This window comes from Azotobacter chroococcum, from assembly GCF_002220155.1.
GTDB lineage: Bacteria > Pseudomonadota > Gammaproteobacteria > Pseudomonadales > Pseudomonadaceae > Azotobacter > Azotobacter chroococcum.
On the sequence record NZ_CP011835.1, the window covers coordinates 2699099 to 2718201 of the forward strand.

General features: G+C 66.6%; 16 protein-coding genes and 1 pseudogene. 8 read left to right on the forward strand and 9 right to left on the reverse strand.

Translation table 11 applies throughout. The features are described 5' to 3' along the window. Positions 1–55: 55 nt before the first annotated feature. From ACG10_RS12310 to ACG10_RS12330, 5 genes and pseudogenes are all read right to left on the reverse strand, one after another. Positions 56–1282 (reverse strand): MFS transporter, encoded by a 1227-nt coding sequence (locus ACG10_RS12310; protein ID WP_232487098.1) that lies wholly within the window; start codon positions 1280–1282, stop codon positions 56–58. A 218-nt stretch (positions 1283–1500) separates the two neighbouring features. Then, a complete protein-coding gene (locus ACG10_RS12315) occupies positions 1501–2394 on the reverse strand; it encodes a LysR family transcriptional regulator (protein ID WP_089168441.1) in 894 nt (297 codons plus the stop codon). Positions 2395–2681: 287 nt separating this feature from the next. Then, on the reverse strand, positions 2682–3302 hold the full coding sequence (gene ycaC / locus ACG10_RS12320; RefSeq protein ID WP_039803561.1) for an isochorismate family cysteine hydrolase YcaC: 621 nt from the start codon (positions 3300–3302) through the stop codon (positions 2682–2684). A gap of 320 nt (positions 3303–3622) precedes the next feature. Beyond that, positions 3623–3898 (reverse strand): annotated as a pseudogene (locus tag ACG10_RS12325) (hypothetical protein); the annotation flags it as partial. Between the two features lie 149 nt (positions 3899–4047). Beyond that, positions 4048–5484 (reverse strand): purple acid phosphatase family protein, encoded by a 1437-nt coding sequence (locus ACG10_RS12330; protein WP_232487100.1) that lies wholly within the window; start codon positions 5482–5484, stop codon positions 4048–4050. A gap of 344 nt (positions 5485–5828) precedes the next feature. Between ACG10_RS12330 and ACG10_RS12335 the strand changes: the two genes are divergently transcribed. From ACG10_RS12335 to ACG10_RS12365, 7 genes are all read left to right on the forward strand, one after another. Next, positions 5829–7103: an SfnB family sulfur acquisition oxidoreductase gene (locus tag ACG10_RS12335; protein WP_089168442.1), complete on the forward strand. Its 1275-nt coding sequence runs from the start codon at positions 5829–5831 to the stop codon at positions 7101–7103. 7 nt (positions 7104–7110) lie between these two features. Further along, complete coding sequence (locus ACG10_RS12340) at positions 7111–8319, forward strand: SfnB family sulfur acquisition oxidoreductase (protein ID WP_089168443.1); 1209 nt, start codon at positions 7111–7113, stop codon at positions 8317–8319. Next, complete coding sequence (locus ACG10_RS12345; RefSeq protein ID WP_089168444.1) at positions 8319–9710, forward strand: LLM class flavin-dependent oxidoreductase; 1392 nt, start codon at positions 8319–8321, stop codon at positions 9708–9710. The genes ACG10_RS12340 and ACG10_RS12345 overlap by 1 nt, the downstream gene beginning before the upstream one ends. 33 nt (positions 9711–9743) lie before the next feature. Further along, positions 9744–10562, forward strand: a complete 819-nt coding sequence (locus ACG10_RS12350) for a MetQ/NlpA family ABC transporter substrate-binding protein (protein ID WP_089168445.1) — start codon at positions 9744–9746, stop codon at positions 10560–10562. Then, entirely contained in the window at positions 10559–11716 is a 1158-nt protein-coding gene (locus ACG10_RS12355) for a methionine ABC transporter ATP-binding protein (RefSeq protein WP_089168446.1), read from the forward strand. The genes ACG10_RS12350 and ACG10_RS12355 overlap by 4 nt, the downstream gene beginning before the upstream one ends. Next, a complete protein-coding gene (locus ACG10_RS12360) occupies positions 11700–12350 on the forward strand; it encodes a methionine ABC transporter permease (protein WP_089168447.1) in 651 nt (216 codons plus the stop codon). The genes ACG10_RS12355 and ACG10_RS12360 overlap by 17 nt, the downstream gene beginning before the upstream one ends. A 116-nt stretch (positions 12351–12466) precedes the next feature. Continuing rightward, on the forward strand, positions 12467–13501 hold the full coding sequence (locus tag ACG10_RS12365; protein WP_089168448.1) for an IS630 family transposase: 1035 nt from the start codon (positions 12467–12469) through the stop codon (positions 13499–13501). 17 nt (positions 13502–13518) lie between these two features. On the opposite strand, the gene ACG10_RS12370 is transcribed toward ACG10_RS12365, so the two are convergent. The 3 genes from ACG10_RS12370 to ACG10_RS12380 form a co-directional block, all read right to left on the reverse strand. Further along, the gene (locus tag ACG10_RS12370) at positions 13519–13809 is read right to left on the reverse strand and encodes a DUF2790 domain-containing protein (protein ID WP_089168449.1); all 291 of its coding nucleotides are present in this window, start codon (positions 13807–13809) and stop codon (positions 13519–13521) included. Positions 13810–14131: 322 nt separating this feature from the next. Next, positions 14132–15112 carry an IS5 family transposase gene (locus tag ACG10_RS12375; RefSeq protein WP_089168450.1) on the reverse strand — a complete coding sequence of 327 codons (981 nt, stop codon included), beginning with the start codon at positions 15110–15112 and terminating at the stop codon, positions 14132–14134. A gap of 212 nt (positions 15113–15324) precedes the next feature. Next, on the reverse strand, positions 15325–16746 hold the full coding sequence (locus ACG10_RS12380) for an OprD family outer membrane porin (RefSeq protein ID WP_089168451.1): 1422 nt from the start codon (positions 16744–16746) through the stop codon (positions 15325–15327). 425 nt (positions 16747–17171) lie between these two features. On the opposite strand from ACG10_RS12380, the gene ACG10_RS23725 reads away from it, so the two are divergent. After that, positions 17172–17309: a hypothetical protein gene (locus ACG10_RS23725; RefSeq protein ID WP_157731445.1), complete on the forward strand. Its 138-nt coding sequence runs from the start codon at positions 17172–17174 to the stop codon at positions 17307–17309. Positions 17310–17423: 114 nt separating this feature from the next. On the opposite strand, the gene ACG10_RS12385 is transcribed toward ACG10_RS23725, so the two are convergent. Then, positions 17424–18761, reverse strand: coding sequence for an OprD family porin (locus ACG10_RS12385; RefSeq protein WP_039803545.1), 1338 nt, complete (start codon positions 18759–18761; stop codon positions 17424–17426). Positions 18762–19103 lie beyond the last annotated feature (342 nt).

Here is a 19103-nt window from a genome sequence, read left to right on the forward strand (position 1 = left end):
CGCAGGGCATGGCAGGCCACCTGAAAGCCGCCCGCTCAGGGCGCACGTCTCCCGGCTAATCGGCCCGGCACAGCCCGCGCTTCGCGCCCGGCGCGGCCTGCGCCCAAGCGAAGGCGAGCAGCGCGACCAGCGAAAGGGCGCTGCCGAGCACGGCGATGCCCAGCCAGCCCGTGTGCGCGTAGAGCACGCTGGCCACCGAGGAGCCCGTGGCGCCGCCGACGAAGATGCTGGTCATGTACAGCGCATTGAGGCGCCCGCGGCTGGCCGGGTCGAGGCTGTAGACCGCGCGCTGGCCGAGCACCATGTTCATCTGCACGGCGAAGTCGAGGACGATCCCGGTGATCGCCAGCCCGACGACCCCGAGCGGCAGCGGAACGACACCCGGCAGAAAACTCAGGATACCGAGCGCCATGGCCAGCGCGGACATGGAACGGGTATGGCCGGCGTCCGCCAGCCGCCCGGCGATGGGCGCGGCGACCGCACCGATCGCGCCGACCAGGGCGAAGAGCGCGATCTGCGACTGGGACAGGCCGTACTCGCGCGACAGCGCCAGCGGAGCCGCCGTCCAGAACAGGCTGAACGCGGCGAACATCAGCCCCTGGTACAGGGCGCGCTGGCGCAGCACCGGCTCGCGCCGGAACAGTTGCCCGAGCGAGAGGAGCAATTGCGCGTAGGTCGCCCGATGGTCGGGCCGGCGGCTGGGCAGCGTGGTGGCGACGACCAGGGCGATAAGCAGCATCGCCGCCGCCGCGCCGAAGAACACCGCCCGCCACTGGAAGTGGTCGGCGATCAGGCTGGAGACCGGGCGGGCCAGCAGGATGCCCAGCAGCAACCCGCCCATGATCGCGCCGACCACCCGGCCCCGGGTTTCCTCGGGCGCCAGATGCGCGGCCAGGGGAATCAGCATCTGCACCGACACCGAGCCGAAACCGATCAGCAGCGAGGTCACCAGCAGGACGCCCGGCCCTTCGCTCAGCCCCGCGCCGATCAGGCTGGCGACGGTGACCGCGAGGGTGGCCAGCATCAGCCGGCGGTTCTCGAGCAGGTCGGCGAGCGGCACCAGGAAGAACAGCCCCAGCGCGTAGCCGACCTGGGTCAGCGAGACGATGAGGCTCGCGCCGCCGGCGGAAAGGCCGATGTCCGGGGCGATCAGCTCGATGATCGGCTGGGCGTAGTAGATGTTCGCCACGATGACGCCGCAGCAGAAGGCGAACAGCAGGACCAGTCCCCTGCCCATGACCCCGGCGCCCTGCGCAGGGGCGAGCGTTGCCGGGCGGCTCATGGGCGTGACTCCCCTGCAAGGGTCCGGGCGAGCGACGCCCTGGCGAGGCGCGGCTCGAGGGGGAAAGGGACAGGCGGGATGGCGAGAAAGAGTGGCTGGGGCATGGCGGTTCTCCACGGCAGGTTGTCTGGCCGCAACCTTAGGCGCTGCCGGCAACCGGGAGAATCCGCCGGCGGCGCAACGCGGCGTTGCGCCCGGCGCAATGGCGCGCGGGCACCTCAGAGAATCCGCGCCATGAACGCCAGGAAGGCGTCGATCCGCGTCGAGCCGCGATGGTTGGGCAGATACCGCGCGCTGATGAGCGGACGGGTGTTGTCGGGATCGACCGAGAAGGCGTCGAACAGGCTCGTCAGCCGCCCGCCCGCCAGGTCCTCGTCGACGATCCAGTCCGGCAGGAGCGCCACGCCGAGGCCGGCGCGCGCCACCTCGTGCAGGGCTTCGACATTGTCGCTCCTGAACCGCCCGTGGACCGGCACGCGAATGACTTCGTCCTGCGCCTGGAAGGTCCACACCTGCCGGGCGCTGCCGTAGTTGAAACGCAGGCAGTCGTGCGCGAGCAGATCCATCGGCCGCTCCGGCACACCCCGGTCCCGCAGGTAATCCGGACTGGCCACCACGCGCCGCCAGAACCGCCCGAGCGGGCGACTGATCACGCCGTCCATGGGCGCCGCCGCGCCGAGCCGGATCGACAGATCCACCCGCTCGGCCAGCAGATCGACGATTTCGTCGCTCAGGGAGATGTCCAGTTCCAGCCGGGGATACTGGCGCAGCAGATCCCCCAGGTGCGGGCAGATGCGCGCACGCCCGAAGGCCATCGGCAGCGAGACGCGCAAGGGGCCGGCAGGCTCGTCGCCGCGGTCCCGGATCGACGCGTCGGCCTCCTCCAGTTCTTCCAGAATGCGCCGTGCGCTCAGGTAGTAGGCGGCTCCGGCCTCGGAGACCGTGACTTGGCGGGTCGAGCGGTTGAGCAGGACGCTGCCGAGCTCCTGCTCCAGCGCATCGACCATCCGCGTGACCGTGGAGGTCGCGACCTCCAGCCGGCGGGCGGCCGCGGAAAATCCCCTGGCGTCCACCGTGGCGACGAACATCTTCAGAGCGAGCAACTTGTCCACGCGATCTCCCGCGCTCCATGCAGCCAACAGGCCGGGTGGGCCCTATGGTCTCACGACTTCGCCCCGAATCTCGCCCGGCAAGGATGCGGCCGGGATCAGGGATATTGGCGAGACGCAGGGCGATCGCATGAAATGCCCGCCGGATAGCGGACTGGCAAGACTCATGATCGTGCCCACGCTCCTGCGTGGGCACGCTGCGGCGCAGAAGCGCTCCGCCCTAGGCTCCCACGCAGGAGCGTGGGAGCCATCAACGACTTCACTTCGCCCCGCGAAGGCCGGCGCCGGGATCAGCCCTGGCTGGCGGCGTAGCTCTGCATCAGGTTGGCGTAGGCCGGCAGGTGACTGCCAAGCAGCCCGCCGAACCCCTCGACGTCGTTGCGCCAGTCGCGGTGCAGCTCGCAGCCCACGGCGAACCAGTTCATCAGTTGCGCGCCGGCCTGGCTCATGCGGTTCAGCGCGGCCTCGCGCACCACCGGGTTGAAGGTGCCGGACGCGTCGGTCACGACGAACACCTCGAAGCCCTCCGCCAGCGCGGACAGGGTCGGAAAGGCCACGCACACGTCGGTCACCACCCCGGCGATGATCAGCTGCCGGCGCCCGGTGGCCTTGATCGCGCTTACGAAGTCGGCGTTGTCCCAGGCGTTGATCTGGCCCGGCCGCGGAATGTACGGCGCATCCGGGAACATGGCCTTGAGTTCGGGCACCAGGGGGCCGTTGGGGCCCTTCTCGAAGCTGGTGGTGAGGATGGTCGGCAGCTGGAAGAACCTGGCGATATCGGCGAGCGCCAGCACGTTGTTCTTGAACTCGTCAGGCGTGAAGTCGCGTACCAGCGACAGCAGGCCGGCCTGATGATCCACGAGCAGCACTACGGCGTTGTCCTTGTCCAGTCGGTTGTATGGGCGGGCCATGGCAGTTCCTCTCGGGTGGGTGAGTAGCGGTGCGGCTACGGTCCCGGCAGGTGTCCAGGCGAACGGAAGAGTGCTGCCGCTTCGATACGCCGCGCGGCGCGGGCTCTCGCTGTCCTGAACCGGAATAAGGGAAAAGGGCCCCTTGCGCCGGTCCGTGGCACGCCCATCGAGCATAGCCCGCCGGGAAGCCGCGGCCTTCACGCGGGCGATCAGGGGTATGGACGGTACGAGACGGGAACGGCGGAAGCGCCGCGGGCGGGGCCCGGAAACGAAAGGCCCGGCGCAAGGGCCGGGCCTGGGGACGCTGTGCTCTACGCGGATCAGTCGCGGTAGCTGTAGGCGCTGCCGTAGGTGCGGTCGTCGGCCAGGGCGGCGGCGTCGTAGACGCGGTTGCCGCGGGTCTCGACCTTGTCGCCGACGGCGAACTCGCGGTTCGGCGAGCGCAGCTCCTTCACGTCGCCCTCGGCGGTGCGGACCTTGTAGGCGCGGTCGCTGAGGCCGGCGGCGTCCTGGGCCTCGCCGCCGAACAGGGCGCCGATGCCGGCACCGATCAGGGCGCCGACCGGGCCGCCGACGGCGCCGATCATCATGGCTGCCCGCCAGGCACCGTTTCGGGCACCTGCCCGGCAGACAGCGGACAACAGGCTCCGCCGAGGCAATCGGCGCAGAAACTGCGGCTCTTGCCATGAGTGACGGAAAACGCCGATCCAGTACCTGCATCGGCTGCGAATCCCGTCGCTGTCTCTCACGGCGCGATGGAGGAATGCAGGTTGCTCACCGCCGTGCAGGGCAGATCATCGGGCCCACGCTCACCACTACAGGCGCGCTCGGCCGGTAATTTCGAGACGGGCTCGACCAGGTGCTTGCCGCCCGTCTCGTCGCGCAGCAGGTCGAAGGCATCGTAGAGCCGGCCACTGGCCGTATAGGTGCGAACGGCGAGGCGCTGCGACTCGACCTCGACGGTCTCGTAGAGCTGGGTGTCTTCGGCGGCCCGGTCGGGCTGGCGGTGAGCCCTGTCGTTCAGCCGGTACATCTTCGAGCCGGCGACGGACACCATGTAGACCGGCCCCTGCATGGAGCCGGCCGCCTGTGCGGCGATCGCCGCCTCGTGCCCCGCCTCGGCGGTGAGGCGGCTGTAGCAATGGTCGTGTCCCTGCAGCACGAGATCGACGTTGTATCTTTCGAAGATCGGTTTCCATGCCGCCTTGAGGACTTCGGTGTCCTTCGCCCGGGCGCAGGTGAAGATCGGCTGATGCTCGATCACGACGTGCCAGCGCGCCGCACTGCTCCGCAACGTCTCCTCGAGCCACTGCTTCTGGCTCTCCAGGGCATTCAGGTGCAACGCGGCCGTGCCGTCCAGCACGATGAAGCGAACCCCCTGGAAATCCACGTAATAGGTGGTGCCTTCGACGCCCCGCGCGCCATTGTCCGGCAGGGCGAACTGCAGCGACCAGTACGGGCTCGAGTGGCGCCCCTTGCCCGCGATGGGGTTCCACGTCTTGAGGTATTCATGATTGCCGATGGCGGGCAACTGCGGCACCTCCGCATAGTAGAAGCCGCCCGCCTGGTTCCATTCGCCCCATTCGTCGTCGTGGATCAGCGCCTCGCCCTGCTCGACCATATCGCCCGCGTGAACCACCAGGGAGGGGCTGGCAGTGGAGAGGAAAGCCTGGCGGATGGTGCGCGCGCTCAGGGTGAGGATGTCGTCCTGGACATCGCCCAGATAGATGAAGCGAAAGGGTTTGAAAGCCGCGGCCGCGGTATGGAACTGCAGCCATTCGCTCCAGCCGTCCGCGCCCTTGACCCGGTAGAGATAGGCGGTATCCGGCTGCAGGCCGGTGAAACGCACCTGATGGTAGTAGGCGTCGCCGTTCTCCGTGGAGAGGAGCCGGCTGCTGCCACCCAGCAGACGGGCGCGCTCCTCCAGGCGGGGGCCGTCCAGCGCTGGGGCCAGTTGCACCTCGGCGCTGGTCTGGCGGCTGTCCGTGCGGTAGGCCACCGCCAGTTCGCGGGCCGGATCGGCGCCCGGCGTGAGCACGATGCGGTCCGGCAGGCCCGTGGCGGCATAGTCCGAGCCAGGCGAATGGTGCGGCCTTTCGCGTGCACTGACGAGAACGCCAGCACCGAACAGGCAGACGGCCAGGGCCGCACAGCACAAAGTCAGACGAGATCGGCCGAGCATGATCGGTCTTTTTCCTTAACGGGATTGTGGGAGGGGAAGTGCGCGCCCAGCCCAGTAGCCAGCCACGCGCGCCATCCTCAGTCTGCTCGGGGCCGCGTGAGCCTTCGGTCAAAACCTCGTGAAAAATATGTCTACGGCGGCACGGCCGCCCCGATCCCCTGCCCGACGCGCCCCGCGTCCTGCCGGATGTCTATTTATATATTCCAAAAAGCTATTTATTTTTTTCAATTTCTTCAATCAAGATATATACACCGGACCACCGGAGCATCGCTTTCCAGCGCCGATCTCCAGTGCCTCCTCTTCCGGGGCCCCGTGCGGCGCCCCCCTGAAGACGAGGTGAGGCAATGACCAGTCCGTTACTTTCCCAATCCCGGCATCCCGACCAGCCGGAATTCGAGGCCACGTCCAGCGATCTGGACAGCCGCCCCCCGCTCACCCCCGCCCGCCTGCTGCAGAGCGACGGCGAAGCCCTCGAAGCGGCCCGCGTCCTGGCGCGCCAGGCGCTGGCCGGCGCCGCGCAGCGCGACCGCCTGCGCCAGTTGCCCTGGGACGAGGTCGACCTGTTCAGCGCCAGCGGCCTGGGCGGCATCGGCATTCCCCGCGCCTACGGCGGACCGGGCCTGTCCTTCGGCACCGTCGCCGAGGTGTTCCGCCTGGTCTCCACCGCCGATCCTTCGGTCGGGCAGATCCCGCAGAACCAGTTCGGCATCCTCGGCCTGCTCGAAGGCAGCGCCACCCGCGAGCAGAAGGAGCGTTTCTACAAGGCCGTGCTGCGCGGCGAGCGCATCGCCAACTCCGGCCCCGAGCGCGACACCCGGCACACCCTCGACGTCCGGGCGCGCCTGGTGCGCGACGGCGACGGCTACCGGCTGAGCGGCGAGAAGTTCTATTCCACCGGCGCGCTGTTCGCCCACTGGATCACCGCCAAGGCCGTCGACGACAAGGGCCGCCTGGTGATGGCGCTGATCCCCCGCGGCGCGCCGGGGCTGCGCATCCTCAACGACTGGTCGGGCTTCGGCCAGCGCACCACCGCCAGCGGCACGGTACTGCTCGACCGGGTGCCGGTGGCCGCCGAGAACCTGGTGGACGTCTGGCGCCTGGCGGAAAAGCCCAATATCCAGGGCGCCGCCTCGCAACTGATCCAGGCCGCCATCGACGCCGGCATCGCCCGCGCCGCGCTGGACGACGCCATCGCCTTCGTGCGCCAGCGCGCCCGGCCGTGGATCGACGCCAACGTCGAGCGCGCCGCCGACGACCCCTACGTGATCGCCGAGATCGGCCGCCTGCAGATCGACCTGCACGCCGCCGAAGCGCTGCTGCGCCGCGCCGGCCGGGTGCTCGACCAGGTCAACGCCGCGCCGATCGATGCCGACTCCGCCGCCCGCGCCTCCATCGCCGTGGCCGAAGCCAAGGTGCTGACCACCGAAATCTCCGTGCTGGCCGGCGAGAAGTTGCTGGAGCTGGCCGGCAGCCGCGCCACCCTGGCCGAGTTCAACCTCGACCGCCACTGGCGCAACGCCCGCACCCACACCCTGCACGACCCGGTGCGCTGGAAGTACCACGCGATCGGCAACTACCACCTGAACGGCGCCAAGCCGGCGCGCCACTCCTGGATCTGAGGTCGCCATGTCCGTCCACCAAGGTTTCCCGCGCAACCACGCCGCGCTGATCGAAAACGACGCCCAGGCCCTGCAGGTCGCCGACGAGCTGGCCGCCCAGTTCGTCCGCGAGTCCTCCCTGCGCGACCGCGAGCGGCGCCTGCCGCATGCCGAGCTGGAGCTGTTCTCCCGCACCGGCCTCGGCGCCATCACCGTGCCGCGCGCCTATGGCGGCGCCGGGGTGTCCAGCGTCACCCTGGCCCAGGTGATCGCGCGCATCGCCCGCGCCGACGCCTCCCTCGGGCACATCCCGCAGAACCATTTCTACGCCCTGGAGGTGCTGCGGGTGAACGGCAGCCCCGAGCAGCGCCGCCGCCTCTATGGCGAAGTGCTGGCCGGCGCGCGCTTCGGCAACGCGCTGGCCGAGATCGGCACGCGCACCGCCCAGGAGCGCAGCACGCGGCTGCGCCGCGAAGGCGATGGCTACCGCATCCACGGGCGCAAGTTCTACGCCACCGGCGCGCTCTACGCCCAGCGCGTGCCGACCCTGGCGATCGACGACGACGGCGTCCAGCAGCTGGCCTTCGTCGACCGCCGCGCGCCGGGGCTGGAGATCGTCGACGACTGGGACGGCTTCGGCCAGCGCACCTCGGCCAGCGGCACGGTGAACTTCGACGGCGTGCCGGTCGCCGCCGAGGACGTGGTGCCCTTCCAGAGCGCCTTCGCTCGGCCGACCACCGTCGGCCCGCTGGCCCAGCTGCTGCACGCCGCCATCGACGCCGGCATCGCCCGCGCCGCCTGGGAGGACACCCTGGCCTTCGTCGCCCGCCGCGCCCGTCCCTGGATCGACTCCGGGGTGAACCGCGCCGCCGACGATCCGCTGACCCTGCAGAGCATCGGCCGGCTGACCAGCCGCCTGCTCGGCGCCGAAGCGCTGCTCGAGCGCGCCGGCGAATTCGTCGACCGCGCCCAGGCTGCGCCGGACACGGAAAGCGTGGCGGCGGCCTCGATCGCCGTCGCCGAGGCCCGCGCGGCGACCACCGAGGTCGCCCTGGACGCCGCCAACCGCCTGCTCGAACTGGGCGGCAGCCGCGCCACCCTGGCCGAGCACAACCTCGACCGCCACTGGCGCAACGCGCGCACCCACACCCTCCACGATCCGGTGCGCTGGAAGTACCACGCGGTGGGCAACTACTACCTGAACGACGCCCTGCCGCCGCGCCGGGGGACCATCTGATGAGCCGTAAGCAGATCCTGCTCAACGCCTTCAACATGAACTGCGTGGGCCACATCAACCACGGCCTGTGGACCCACCCGCGCGACCGCTCGACCGAGTTCAACACCCTGGAGTACTGGACCGAGCTGGCCCGGCTGCTCGAGCGCGGGCTGTTCGACGGGCTGTTCATCGCCGACATCGCCGGGGTCTACGACGTCTACCGCCAGTCGCTCGACCTGACCCTGCGCGAGGCCATCCAGCTGCCGGTCCACGACCCGCTGATGCTGGTCTCGGCGATGGCCGGGGCGACCCGCCATCTGGGCTTCGGGGTCACCGCCAGCCTGAGCTACGAGCCGCCCTACCTGCTCGCCCGGCGCCTGTCGACCCTCGACCACCTGAGCCGCGGGCGGGTCGGCTGGAACATCGTCACCGGCTACCTGGAAAGCGCCGCGCGCGCCCTGGGCCTGGAACATCAGGTGGAGCACGACCGCCGCTACGACCAGGCCGACGAGTACCTGGAAGTGCTCTACAAGCTCTTCGAGGGCAGCTGGGAGGACGGCGCCGTGCTCGAGGACCGCGCCGGCCGCCGCTACGCCGATCCGGCGCGGGTGCACAAGGTCGAGCACCACGGCGAGTTCTACCGGGTCGAGGGCTACCACCTGTGCTCGCCCTCGCCGCAGCGCACCCCGCTGCTGTTCCAGGCCGGCACCTCGGAGCGCGGCCGGCGCTTCGCCGGGCGCCACGCCGAGGGCGTGTTCATCACCGGGCAGAACCCGCAGGGCGTCGCCGAACAGGTGCGCCAGGTGCGCGCCGAGGCCGTCGCCGCCGGCCGCCCGGCGGATGCCGTCAAGCTGTTCATGGGCCTCACCGTGATCGTCGCGCCGAGCGAGGCCGAGGCCCGCGACAAGCACGCCGAATACCTGCGCTACGCCAGCCCCGAGGCGGGCCTGGCGCACCTGTCCAGCTCGATCGGCATCGACCTGGCCGCCTACGGCCTCGACGAGCCGATCCGCTACCAGAAGACCAACGCCATCGAGTCGGTGGCCAGGACCTTCACCGCCGCCGGCAGCGGCTGGACCAAGCGCAAGCTGCTGGAGCAGCACGCCCTGGGCGGCCGCTACCCGACGCTCGTCGGCTCGCCGCAGCAGGTCGCCGACGCCCTGGCCAACTGGATCGAGCAGACCGACCTGGACGGCTTCAACCTGACCCGCACGGTGACCCCGGAAAGCTACGCCGACTTCATCGACCTGGTGGTGCCCGAGCTGCAGAGCCGCGGCCTGTACAAGACCGCCTACGCCGCCGGCAGCCTGCGGGAAAAACTCTTCGCCGCCGGTCCGCGCCTGCCCGCCAGCCACCCCGGCGCGGCCTGGCGCGACCTGTCCCGCGCCGCCGAACGCGCCCTGCGCGCCTGAATCCACAGCCCATCCCGCACAAGGAAACCTTTCATGCCGTTCCCCTCCCTCTCCCGCCGCCACTGGCTCAAGACCTTCGCCGGCGCCGCCCTGCTCGGTTTCTCCGGCCTGACCCTGGCCGCCAGCGACGCCCTGAAGATCGGCACCACCGCGGCCTTCGCCCCGCCGCTGGAAGTGGCCGCCGCCGAAGCCGCCAAGGAAGGCCTCAAGGTCGATCTGGTCGAGTTCAGCGACTGGATCTCGCCGAACACCACCCTGGCCCACGGCGACATCGACGCCAACTACTTCCAGCACATCCCCTTCCTGGAGAACGCCAGGAAGGAAGGCGGCTACGACCTGGTGCCGGTGGCGCCCGGCGTGCTGAACAACGTCGGCCTCTATTCGAAGAAGTACAAGAGCTTCGCCGAGCTGCCCGAGGGCGCCAAGGTGGCCATCGCCAACGACCCGGTCAACGGCGGACGCGGCCTGCAACTGCTGGAGAAGGCCAGGCTGATCAGCCTCAAGCCGGGCGTCGGCTACAAGGCCACCCTGGAGGACATCACGTCCAATCCGAAGAAGCTTAAGATCATCGAGCTGGAGGCGGTGCAGCTGGTGCGCGCCCTCGACGACGTCGACCTGGCCCAGGGCTATCCCCTCTACATCCGCCTGTCCAACGCCGTCGACCCGCATTCGGCGCTGCTGTTCGACGGCCTGGACCACCCGGAATACGTGATCCAGTTCGTCACCCGCCCGCAGGGCAAGGACGACCCGCGCCTGCGCCGCTTCATCGACATCTACCAGCACTCGCCCGCGGTGCGCGCCGCCCTCGACAAGGCCCTCAGCGGCCTCTACGTGCCCGGCTGGGAGAAATGAACATGAGCAGCCTGACCTCGGAATACCGCTACTTCGACGACGCGCCCGGCCAGGACATCGAAGCCGCCGCCCCTGCCGCACGGGCCGCCGCCGGCAACGATGCGCTGCACGGCCACCTGCGCTTTTCCGCCCTCGGCAAGCGCTACGACGGCACCCAGGGCGAGGTGCGCGCCCTGCAGGGCATCGACCTGACGGTCCGCCGCGGCGAGATCTTCGGCATCATCGGCCGCAGCGGCGCCGGCAAGTCGTCCCTGCTGCGCACCATCAACCGTCTGGAGCGGCCCAGCGAGGGCCGCGTGCTGATCGACGGCGAGGACATCGGCGGCTACGACACGGACCGCCTGGTCGCCCTGCGCCGGCGCATCGGCATGATCTTCCAGCACTTCAACCTGCTGGCCGCGAAGACCGTCGGCGAGAACGTCGAGCTGCCGCTGCGGGTCGCCGGGGTGCCGCGCGAACGGCGCCAGCGCAAGGTCGAGGAGGTGCTGCGCCTGGTCGGCCTGGAGGGCAAGCGCGACGCCTACCCGGCGCAGCTCTCCGGCGGCCAGAAGCAGCGCGTGGGCATCGCCCGCGCGCTGGTCCACGACCCGGAGATCCTGCTCTGCGACGAGGCCACCTCGGCGCTCGACCCGGAAACCACCCAGTCGATCCTCGCCCTGCTGCGCGAGATCAACCGGCGGCTGAAACTGACCGTCGTGCTGATCACCCACGAGATGGAGGTGATCCGCGAGATCTGCGACCGCGTGGCGGTGCTGGAGCGCGGCGAGCTGGTGGAACAGGGGCCGGTCTGGCAGGTGTTCGGCGCGCCCCGCCATCCGGCCACCCGCACGCTGCTGGCGCCGCTGCAGCAGAAGCTTCCCGAGGACCTGCTGGGGCAACTGCAGGACGGCCGCCGGCAACCCAACGACCGCCTGCTGCTGGAGCTGCGATACACCGGGGCGAGCGAGCGCGAGCCGGACCTGGCCGGTTTCGGCATGCGCTTCGGCGGCCGGGTGACCCTGCTGCAGGGCGGCGTCGAACGCATCCAGGGCCGCACCCTGGGACAGTTGCTGCTGGCGGTAGCGGATTCGCCGCTGGCCGCGGAAGCATTGCGCCGGCAGGCGCTGGAAGTGGCCGATGGCGTGGAGGTGCTGGGTTATGTCGCCGCTGCTTGATCGTCTCTGGCAGGCCCTGCTCGACACCCTGCTGATGGTCGGGGCTTCCGCCCTGCTCGCCCTGCTGCTGGGTATCCCGCTGGCGGTGCTGCTGGTCACCACCTCGCGCGGCGGCCTGTTCGAGGCGCCGCAGCTGAACCGGGTGATCGGCTGGCTGGTCAACCTGTTCCGCTCGGTGCCCTTCCTGATCCTGATGGTCGCGCTGATCCCCTTCACCCGCCTGCTGGTCGGCACCAGCTACGGCGTCTGGGCCGCGGTGGTGCCCTTGACCATCGCCGCCACGCCGTTCTTCGCGCGGATCGCCGAGGTCAGCCTGCGCGAGGTCGACCCCGGGCTGATCGAGGCCGCCCAGGCGATGGGCTGCCGGCGCCGGCACATCGTCTGGCACGTGTTGCTGGCGGAGGCCCGTCCGGGGCTGGTCGGCGGCTTCACCATCACCCTGGTGACGCTGATCAACGCCTCGGCGATGGCCGGCGCCATCGGCGCCGGCGGCCTCGGCGACCTGGCCTACCGCTACGGCTACCAGCGCTTCGACAGCCAGACCATGCTCACCGTGATCGTCGTGCTGGTCGCCCTGGTCTGCCTGCTGCAGTACGGCGGCGACCGCCTGGCCAGGGGCCTGAGCCGGCGCTAGAAGGAAGCGGCCGGGTTGCCGGCACGGGCCTTAGCCGTTCTCGCTCTGGCAACCGTAGCCCACGACCTGATACTAAGTCTATCGAAAGTATTGTCATATTGAGAGACAATACCCCGATGAAATGCAAACGAAACTCCGATGGTCGGGCAATCGACCACCACTCCCTCCAGGTCATGCGTCAACAGGCGATCAAGGCCGTTCGCGAAGGGCAGACCGTCCAAAGCGTGGCGGCCGCCTTCGGCGTCAATATCCGCAGCGTCTTTCGCTGGCTGTCCGACTTCGCCAATGGCGGACAGAACGCCCTGCTCGCCAAGCCGGTTCCCGGACGTCCGCCCAGGATCAGTGCCGAGGAAGTGCGCTGGCTGGCACAGGCCGTTCGGGATCACTCGCCGCTGCAATACCGCTTCGAATTCGGCCTGTGGACCCTCTCGCTGATTGCCAAACTGATCCGCCGCCAGTTCGGCAAGACGCTGTCACTGTCCGCCGTGAGCCGAGTCATGAAGCTGCTCGGCTTCACCGCGCAAAAACCCTTGTATCGCGCCTGGCAGCAGGATGCAGCGCTGGTGCGCCAGTGGGAAAACGAGACCTACCCGGCGATTCGGGCCGAGGCCCGTGCAGCGGGGGCAAGGATCTACTTCGCGGACGAGTCGGGCCTGCGCTCCGACTACCATGCCGGCACGACCTGGGCACCGCAGGGGGAAACGCCGCTGGTCGAGGTGACCGGCCGACGCTTCTCGGTGAACATGCTGTCGGCGGTCGGGACGCGCGGCGAGTTCCGCTTCATGCTGCACGACGGGACGGTGACGGCCAGCGTGTTCCGCGAGTTTCTCAAGCGCCTGCTGATCGGTGCCGAGCAGCCGGTCTTCGTGATCGTCGATGGCCATCCGGTGCACAAGGCCCGGCTGGTCAGGGCGTTCGTCGAAGAACAGGCGGGACGCCTGAAACTCTTCTATCTGCCCCCGTACTCGCCACAGCTGAACCCGGACGAGCAGGTCTGGGGGCACGTCAAGCGCAGTGTGTCCAGGCGTCTTGTGCAGAACCGGGAGGAAATGAAGAAGTTGGCCCTGGGCGCGCTGCGCAGAATCCAGAAGTTGCCGGAGTTGGTGAAATCGTTTTTCCGCCACCCGGACTGCCGATCTACAGCAGCATGACATTACTTTTTAAAAGATTAGTAACGCATGATGTGCAACTCGCCATGGGAGTCCTCGTAGGTCATGACCGCCGGCGTTACACCACAAGCCGTCGAATTGCTTTCGATGGAAATGATCTTGTGAACATCCAGTTCATCACTGTATCGGTAGTCATGAACATCGGTAGTTTCTTCATTGTCCGACTGATCGGGGACAACAAGCTGGATATCGGCAGTCAGGGGGTCGGGCTCCTCCTGCGCGGCATCGACCACAGTGCTCATGGCCATAAGGGGAACCACGGCCATCATCAGGGCAGCCAAACGTTTCATGGTCACTTTCCTATTTCATCGGGCAAGCCGGTCCCTTCGCTGGGTTTTCCCGGCGATGCCCGTTTGGATATATGGGATATTTTCGAGGGGCTTTTTTCGTCTCTCTGGAAGTTATTCTAGGAGTTCGATGCCCCTTGAATAAGCGCCATTGTGTTTATTCATTATTGAGCATTAGGGATGGTCTGAAGTAGTCATGTATTTCTGGCTGACTTCAGCCCCCGCCGACTTTGAAAGCGGAGAATCGATCAAAAACGATCGGATCACCCGCTCGTTTCTGCGTTTTTTAGCCACCGCGAGCACGTCGCAGCGACCGTTTCCCGCATTACAGGCGCACCTCTCCTGCATTCGCCAGTAAATGTCGGCGCGCCATCCACAGGTTCGACAGCGCGAAAAGCGTCACCAACTGCGCGGTGTTCTTGGCCAGGCCCCGGAAGCGTACCTTCACGTAACCGAACTGGCGCTTGATCACCCGGAACGGATGCTCGACCTTCGCTCGTACCTGCGCCTTGGCTCTCTCGATCTTGCGGATCTGCTGGTAGAGCACGCTGCGCTTGCCATGTTTCTTGTAGGTACTGCGCCGAGCCGCGACCTGCCAGATGACCTGACGACCTTCATGCTCGGGGCGCTTTTCGACCCCGGTATAACCGGCATCGGCACAGACCACGTTTTCCTCGCCATGCAGCAGTTGGTCGACTTGGGTGACATCTGCCACATTGGCCGCCGTGACCACCACGCTGTGCACCAGGCCCGATTCATCGTCGGCACCGATGTGCGCTTTCGCGCCGAAGTAGTACTGGTTGCCCTTCTTCGTCTGGTGCATCTCGGGGTCGCGCTTGCCGTCCTGGTTCTTGGTCGAGCTCGGCGCATGGATCAGCGTGGCATCGACGATGGTGCCCTGGCGCAGCGACAGGCCCCGGTCACCCAGGTAGCCATTGATCACCGCCAGAATCCCAGCCGCCAGCTCATGCTTCTCCAGCAGACGACGGAAGTTGAGGATGGTGGTTTCGTCAGGGATACGCTCCAGGCTCAATCCGGCAAACTGGCGCAGGAGAGTGGTCTCGTACAGCGCCTCCTCCATCACAGGATCGCTGTAACCGAACCAGTTCTGCATCAGATGCACGCGCAGCATCGCCATCAGCGGATACGCCGGACGACCGCCTTCACCCTTCGGGTAATGCGGCTCGATCAGGGCGATCAGCCCAGACCACGGCACCACCTGATCCATCTCGATCAGGAACAACTCCTTACGGGTCTGCTTGCGCTTGCCGGCGTACTCGGCATCGGCAAAGGTCATCTGCTTCATCGGGAAACTCGGGCAACGGGATCGGCGTATTTCACCAGATTCAGAAAGTCTTCTTCAGGGTTTCCTTAGGACAATATGGCCATGCATCAACTGCTCTCGATATTCAGGAATAAACCCCGAACAACGCCTTGAACACGAATGGCGAATAAACACTGGCGGGCGGCGCAATGAGTGCCGGAATCCGGCGCGCCTTCGGTCGAGCCGGCAGTCGCTCAGAACAGCGCCAGGCTGTAGCTGAGCATGATGCGGTTTTCGTCGCGATCGACCGTCCCCGAGTCGTTGCCGCGCCAGCTGCCGTTGCGCCAGTCGATGCCCAGGCCCTTGAGCGGGCCGCTTTGCACCTTGTAGCCCAGGGTGATGTCGCGCGCCCACTCCTCGCTGTTGCCCCTGCGGCCATCGACGGTGTCGTCGATGTCGCTGCCGCTGTAGTAGGTGGTGCTGAACGACAGGCCGGGGATGCCGATCTGGCCGAAGTCGTAGGCATAGCCGACCACCCAGGTCTGCTCGCCCGCACTGGCGAATTTCGCCGCCTGGATGTTGGTATTGGTGATCAGGTAGAGCGAGCGGCCCGTGCCGGAATCCGGGGCCAGGCTGGGGAAATCGCTGTGGCCGGTGACTTTCTGATAGCCGGCCTTGATCGCGTGTCCGGCCAGGCTGTAGGTGAACAGGGCGCTCCACAGCTTGTTGTCCACTTCGTAGCGGTCGGCGTCGTTGCCGGACCACCAGCCCTGCGCGCGATAGCCTTCGGCCCGGCCGGAGGCGGAGGCGGAGGCGGAGGCGGAGGCGGAGGCGGAGGCGGAGGCGGAGGCGGAGGCGGAGGCGGAGGCGCCCGTGGAAGAGCTGTCGTAGTAGCGCAGGTCGGTCTTCAGGGCGCCGACCGGCAATGCCCAGTTGTGAACCAGGCCGACGAAGTGCTGCTTGTAGAAGTCCTGCAGTTTGCCAAAGTAATAGCTGACGATCAGATCCCTGTTGAGCCTGTAATCGAAGCCGCCATACAGGAACTGGTTGCTGAACTGGCCTGTCTTGCGGTTGTTCGAGCCCTGTATGGACAGGCTGTCGCTGTTGCTGGAGTTACGCTCGGTGGAGTGTTCGAGCTTGCCGGCAATGAAGGTCAGGTCCTTTATTTCCCGGGAGGTGACCTGATACCCCTCGTAGGTTTGCGGCAGCAGGCGCCCGTCGTTGTAGGTCACAACCGGCAGCCTGGGTTGCAAGGTGCCCACATGCAACTCGGTTTTCGAGTAGCGCATCTTGCCGGTCACGCCGACACGGCCGAAGTCGCGTTTCGACTTCCCGTTGCTTTCCAGCGGGAACATGCCGGCACTGCCCGGCGCCCGGTCGATGTCCGTCTTCCCTGCACGGCCGCCATCGTCCAGACGGATGGCATAGGTGCCCAGCACGTCCAGACCGAAGCCCACCACGCCTTCGGTATAGCCGGACTTGAAGTCGAGCAGAAAACCCTGTCCCCATTGGTCGAGTCGGGGAACATCCGCATTGCGGGTGTCCTGGTTCAGGTAATAGTTGCGCAGGGTGAGCGTGGCTTTGCTGTCCTTCAGAAACTCCGCGCTGGCCTCCTCGACAAACAATCCCCCGGCAATGCCAAGCAACAGGCCTATATTGGAAAACGATCGGTTCATATTCATTGTGCGAAAGCACCCGTGAAAGCATGCCAGAGCATCTTCCAGGCTTTCCCGCTTGCTCCTGTATATAAAAAGTCGTGGTGTTTTACGGTCGGCAACTGATCGAGTTTGCCGTGTCATGAATACGGATGGCTCGCGACTCGAAAGTAGCTCGTAATTTTTCTATATAAATCCTGCCCTAGAAAGCGACAGCCTGGCGTGCCTGCGATACGGAAGAATTGGGACAAGCCGGAATTGGCCGCGATATTTCCGACACTTACTGTTCATTTCCAAAACGGCATGTTCCAGACATCGCCCGGCACCGGCATGGGTTGCATCGGTGCAAGGCAGGATTTCTCTTTTCGACTTATGGACCAGCTCTTTCGCTGTCACAAAATTGAAATAAATATAGATTTTTTTATATTACGATGAAATATAAAATAATGAATTTGACTTTGTACTTTAGTGCAACAATCAAGGATGCACTGCCTGAAGCGCAAAAACCCTGGGCGGCGGGCCGGGCTCAACGTGAAAAGTTGTTCCTTGCCAACGGGCAGCAGCGCGACGGTGTAGCGCAGTGAGGACCACAGCGCCCGGAATAAAAAAGGCCGGCCCTTGCGGAGCCGGCCAAGAGGTCGAAATGACCCAGCCTTTTGGTTATTCGGGTTACGCCTGCAGCGTGGCTCGGATCGCCATCAGAGCAGCGGCAGGCTGTAGGTGACGTAGAAGCGGTTTTCGTCGAGGCTGCGCTGCGTGGCCACGTCGCTGCGCAGCGTGGCGTGCCGGTAGGAGAAGCCGACGCCCTTGAACAGGCCGCCCTGCACGACGTAGTCCAGGCGCAGGTTACGCTCCCATTCGCTGGCGTCGCTACCATTGGTGTCGATGTTGTCGCCCGACAGGTAGACCGCCGAGGCCTTCAGGCCCGGCACGCCGAGCTTGGCGAAGTCGTAGGCGTAGCTGGCCCGCCAGGTGCGCTCGCCGGCACGCAGGAACTTGTTGATCTGGCTGTCGGTGATCAGGTAGGCGGTGTAGCCGTCGCCCTGGTTGAGCACCGGGAAGTCGCTGTTGCCGGACAGCCGCTGCACGCCGAAGCTCAGTTCGTGGGCGTCCAGCAGGTAGGTGAACTTGGCGCTCCAGGCACGGTTGTCGACCTCGCCCCGGTCGCGGTCGCCGGCCGACCAGTAGCCGCTGCTGCGATAGCCCTCGGCACGTCCGGAGGCACTGGCGTTCTTGCCGTCGGAGTCGCTGTTGAAGTAGCGCAGGTCGGTCTTCAACAGGCCCACCGGCAGCTTCCAGTCGTGCTGCAGGCCGACGAAGTGCTGCACGTAGAAGTCCTCCAGGTTACCGTAGTAGTACTGCAGCAGGAGGTTCTTGCCGACCTTGTAGTCGGCGCCGGCGAAGTAGAACTGGTTGCTGAACTGGCCGGTCTTGGCATTGTTGGCGCCGGCGATGGACAGGCTGTCGCTGTTGGTCGAGCTGCGGCCCTTGGCGCGCTCGAACTTGCCGCCGGTCAGGGTCAGGTTGGAAATCTCGTTGCTGGTCACCTGCGCGCCCTCGAAGGTCTGCGGTAGCAGGCGGCCGTCGTTGTGGGTCACCACCGGCAGCTTGGGCAGGAAGGTGCCCAGGCGCGCCTCGGTCTTGGAGAAGCGCACCTTGGCGGTCAGTCCCAGGCTGCCGTATTCGTGCACGGCGCGGCCGTCGCTTTCGGTGGGGAACAGCTGGCCGCTGTTGTTGGCGCTGGTCGGGTTGTAGTGAGTGCCCTTGCCGGAGTCGAGGCGGACGCCGACCAGGCCGAGGGCGTCGACGCCGAAGCCGACCGGGCCCTGGGTGTAGCCGGACTTGTAGTCGAGGATGAAGCCCTGACCCCATTCCTCCTGCTTGGACGGGGCGGCGGCGCCGTCGCGGTTGTCCTGGTTGAAGTAGAAATTGCGCAGCCCCAGGGTGGCCTTGCTGTCCTCGAAGAACCCGGCAGCGCCCGCTTGCTGCGCAGCCCCGCCGAGGACGACCGCCAGGGCCAGGTAAGACTTGTTCATGCTCGATGCTCCAGATGCCTGTTCGAAATTCTTGGAATGCATGGCTGGGGCTCGGGCCGGCGAACGCTGCGAGGAGGTTGCTGGTGAGAGGGGAGCCCCACGATCGGGCTCGGTGCGGTGATCCGCTGTCGGCTGGGGGTGCAATCTAAGGGAAATCTTTTATCCCTAAAAAGAATTATTTTTCACTTTATTATAACCAAACAATCGAGCAGTGCCGGCATAACTCAATTCCATAAAGGTATTTGCAGACAGCTTTTTAAATCATCTAGTTTTCAACGACCGGACCACCGGACTTCCCGCATTTCCCTTATCGAAGTTCAGTCGTTCCGGTTCCTCGCGGTG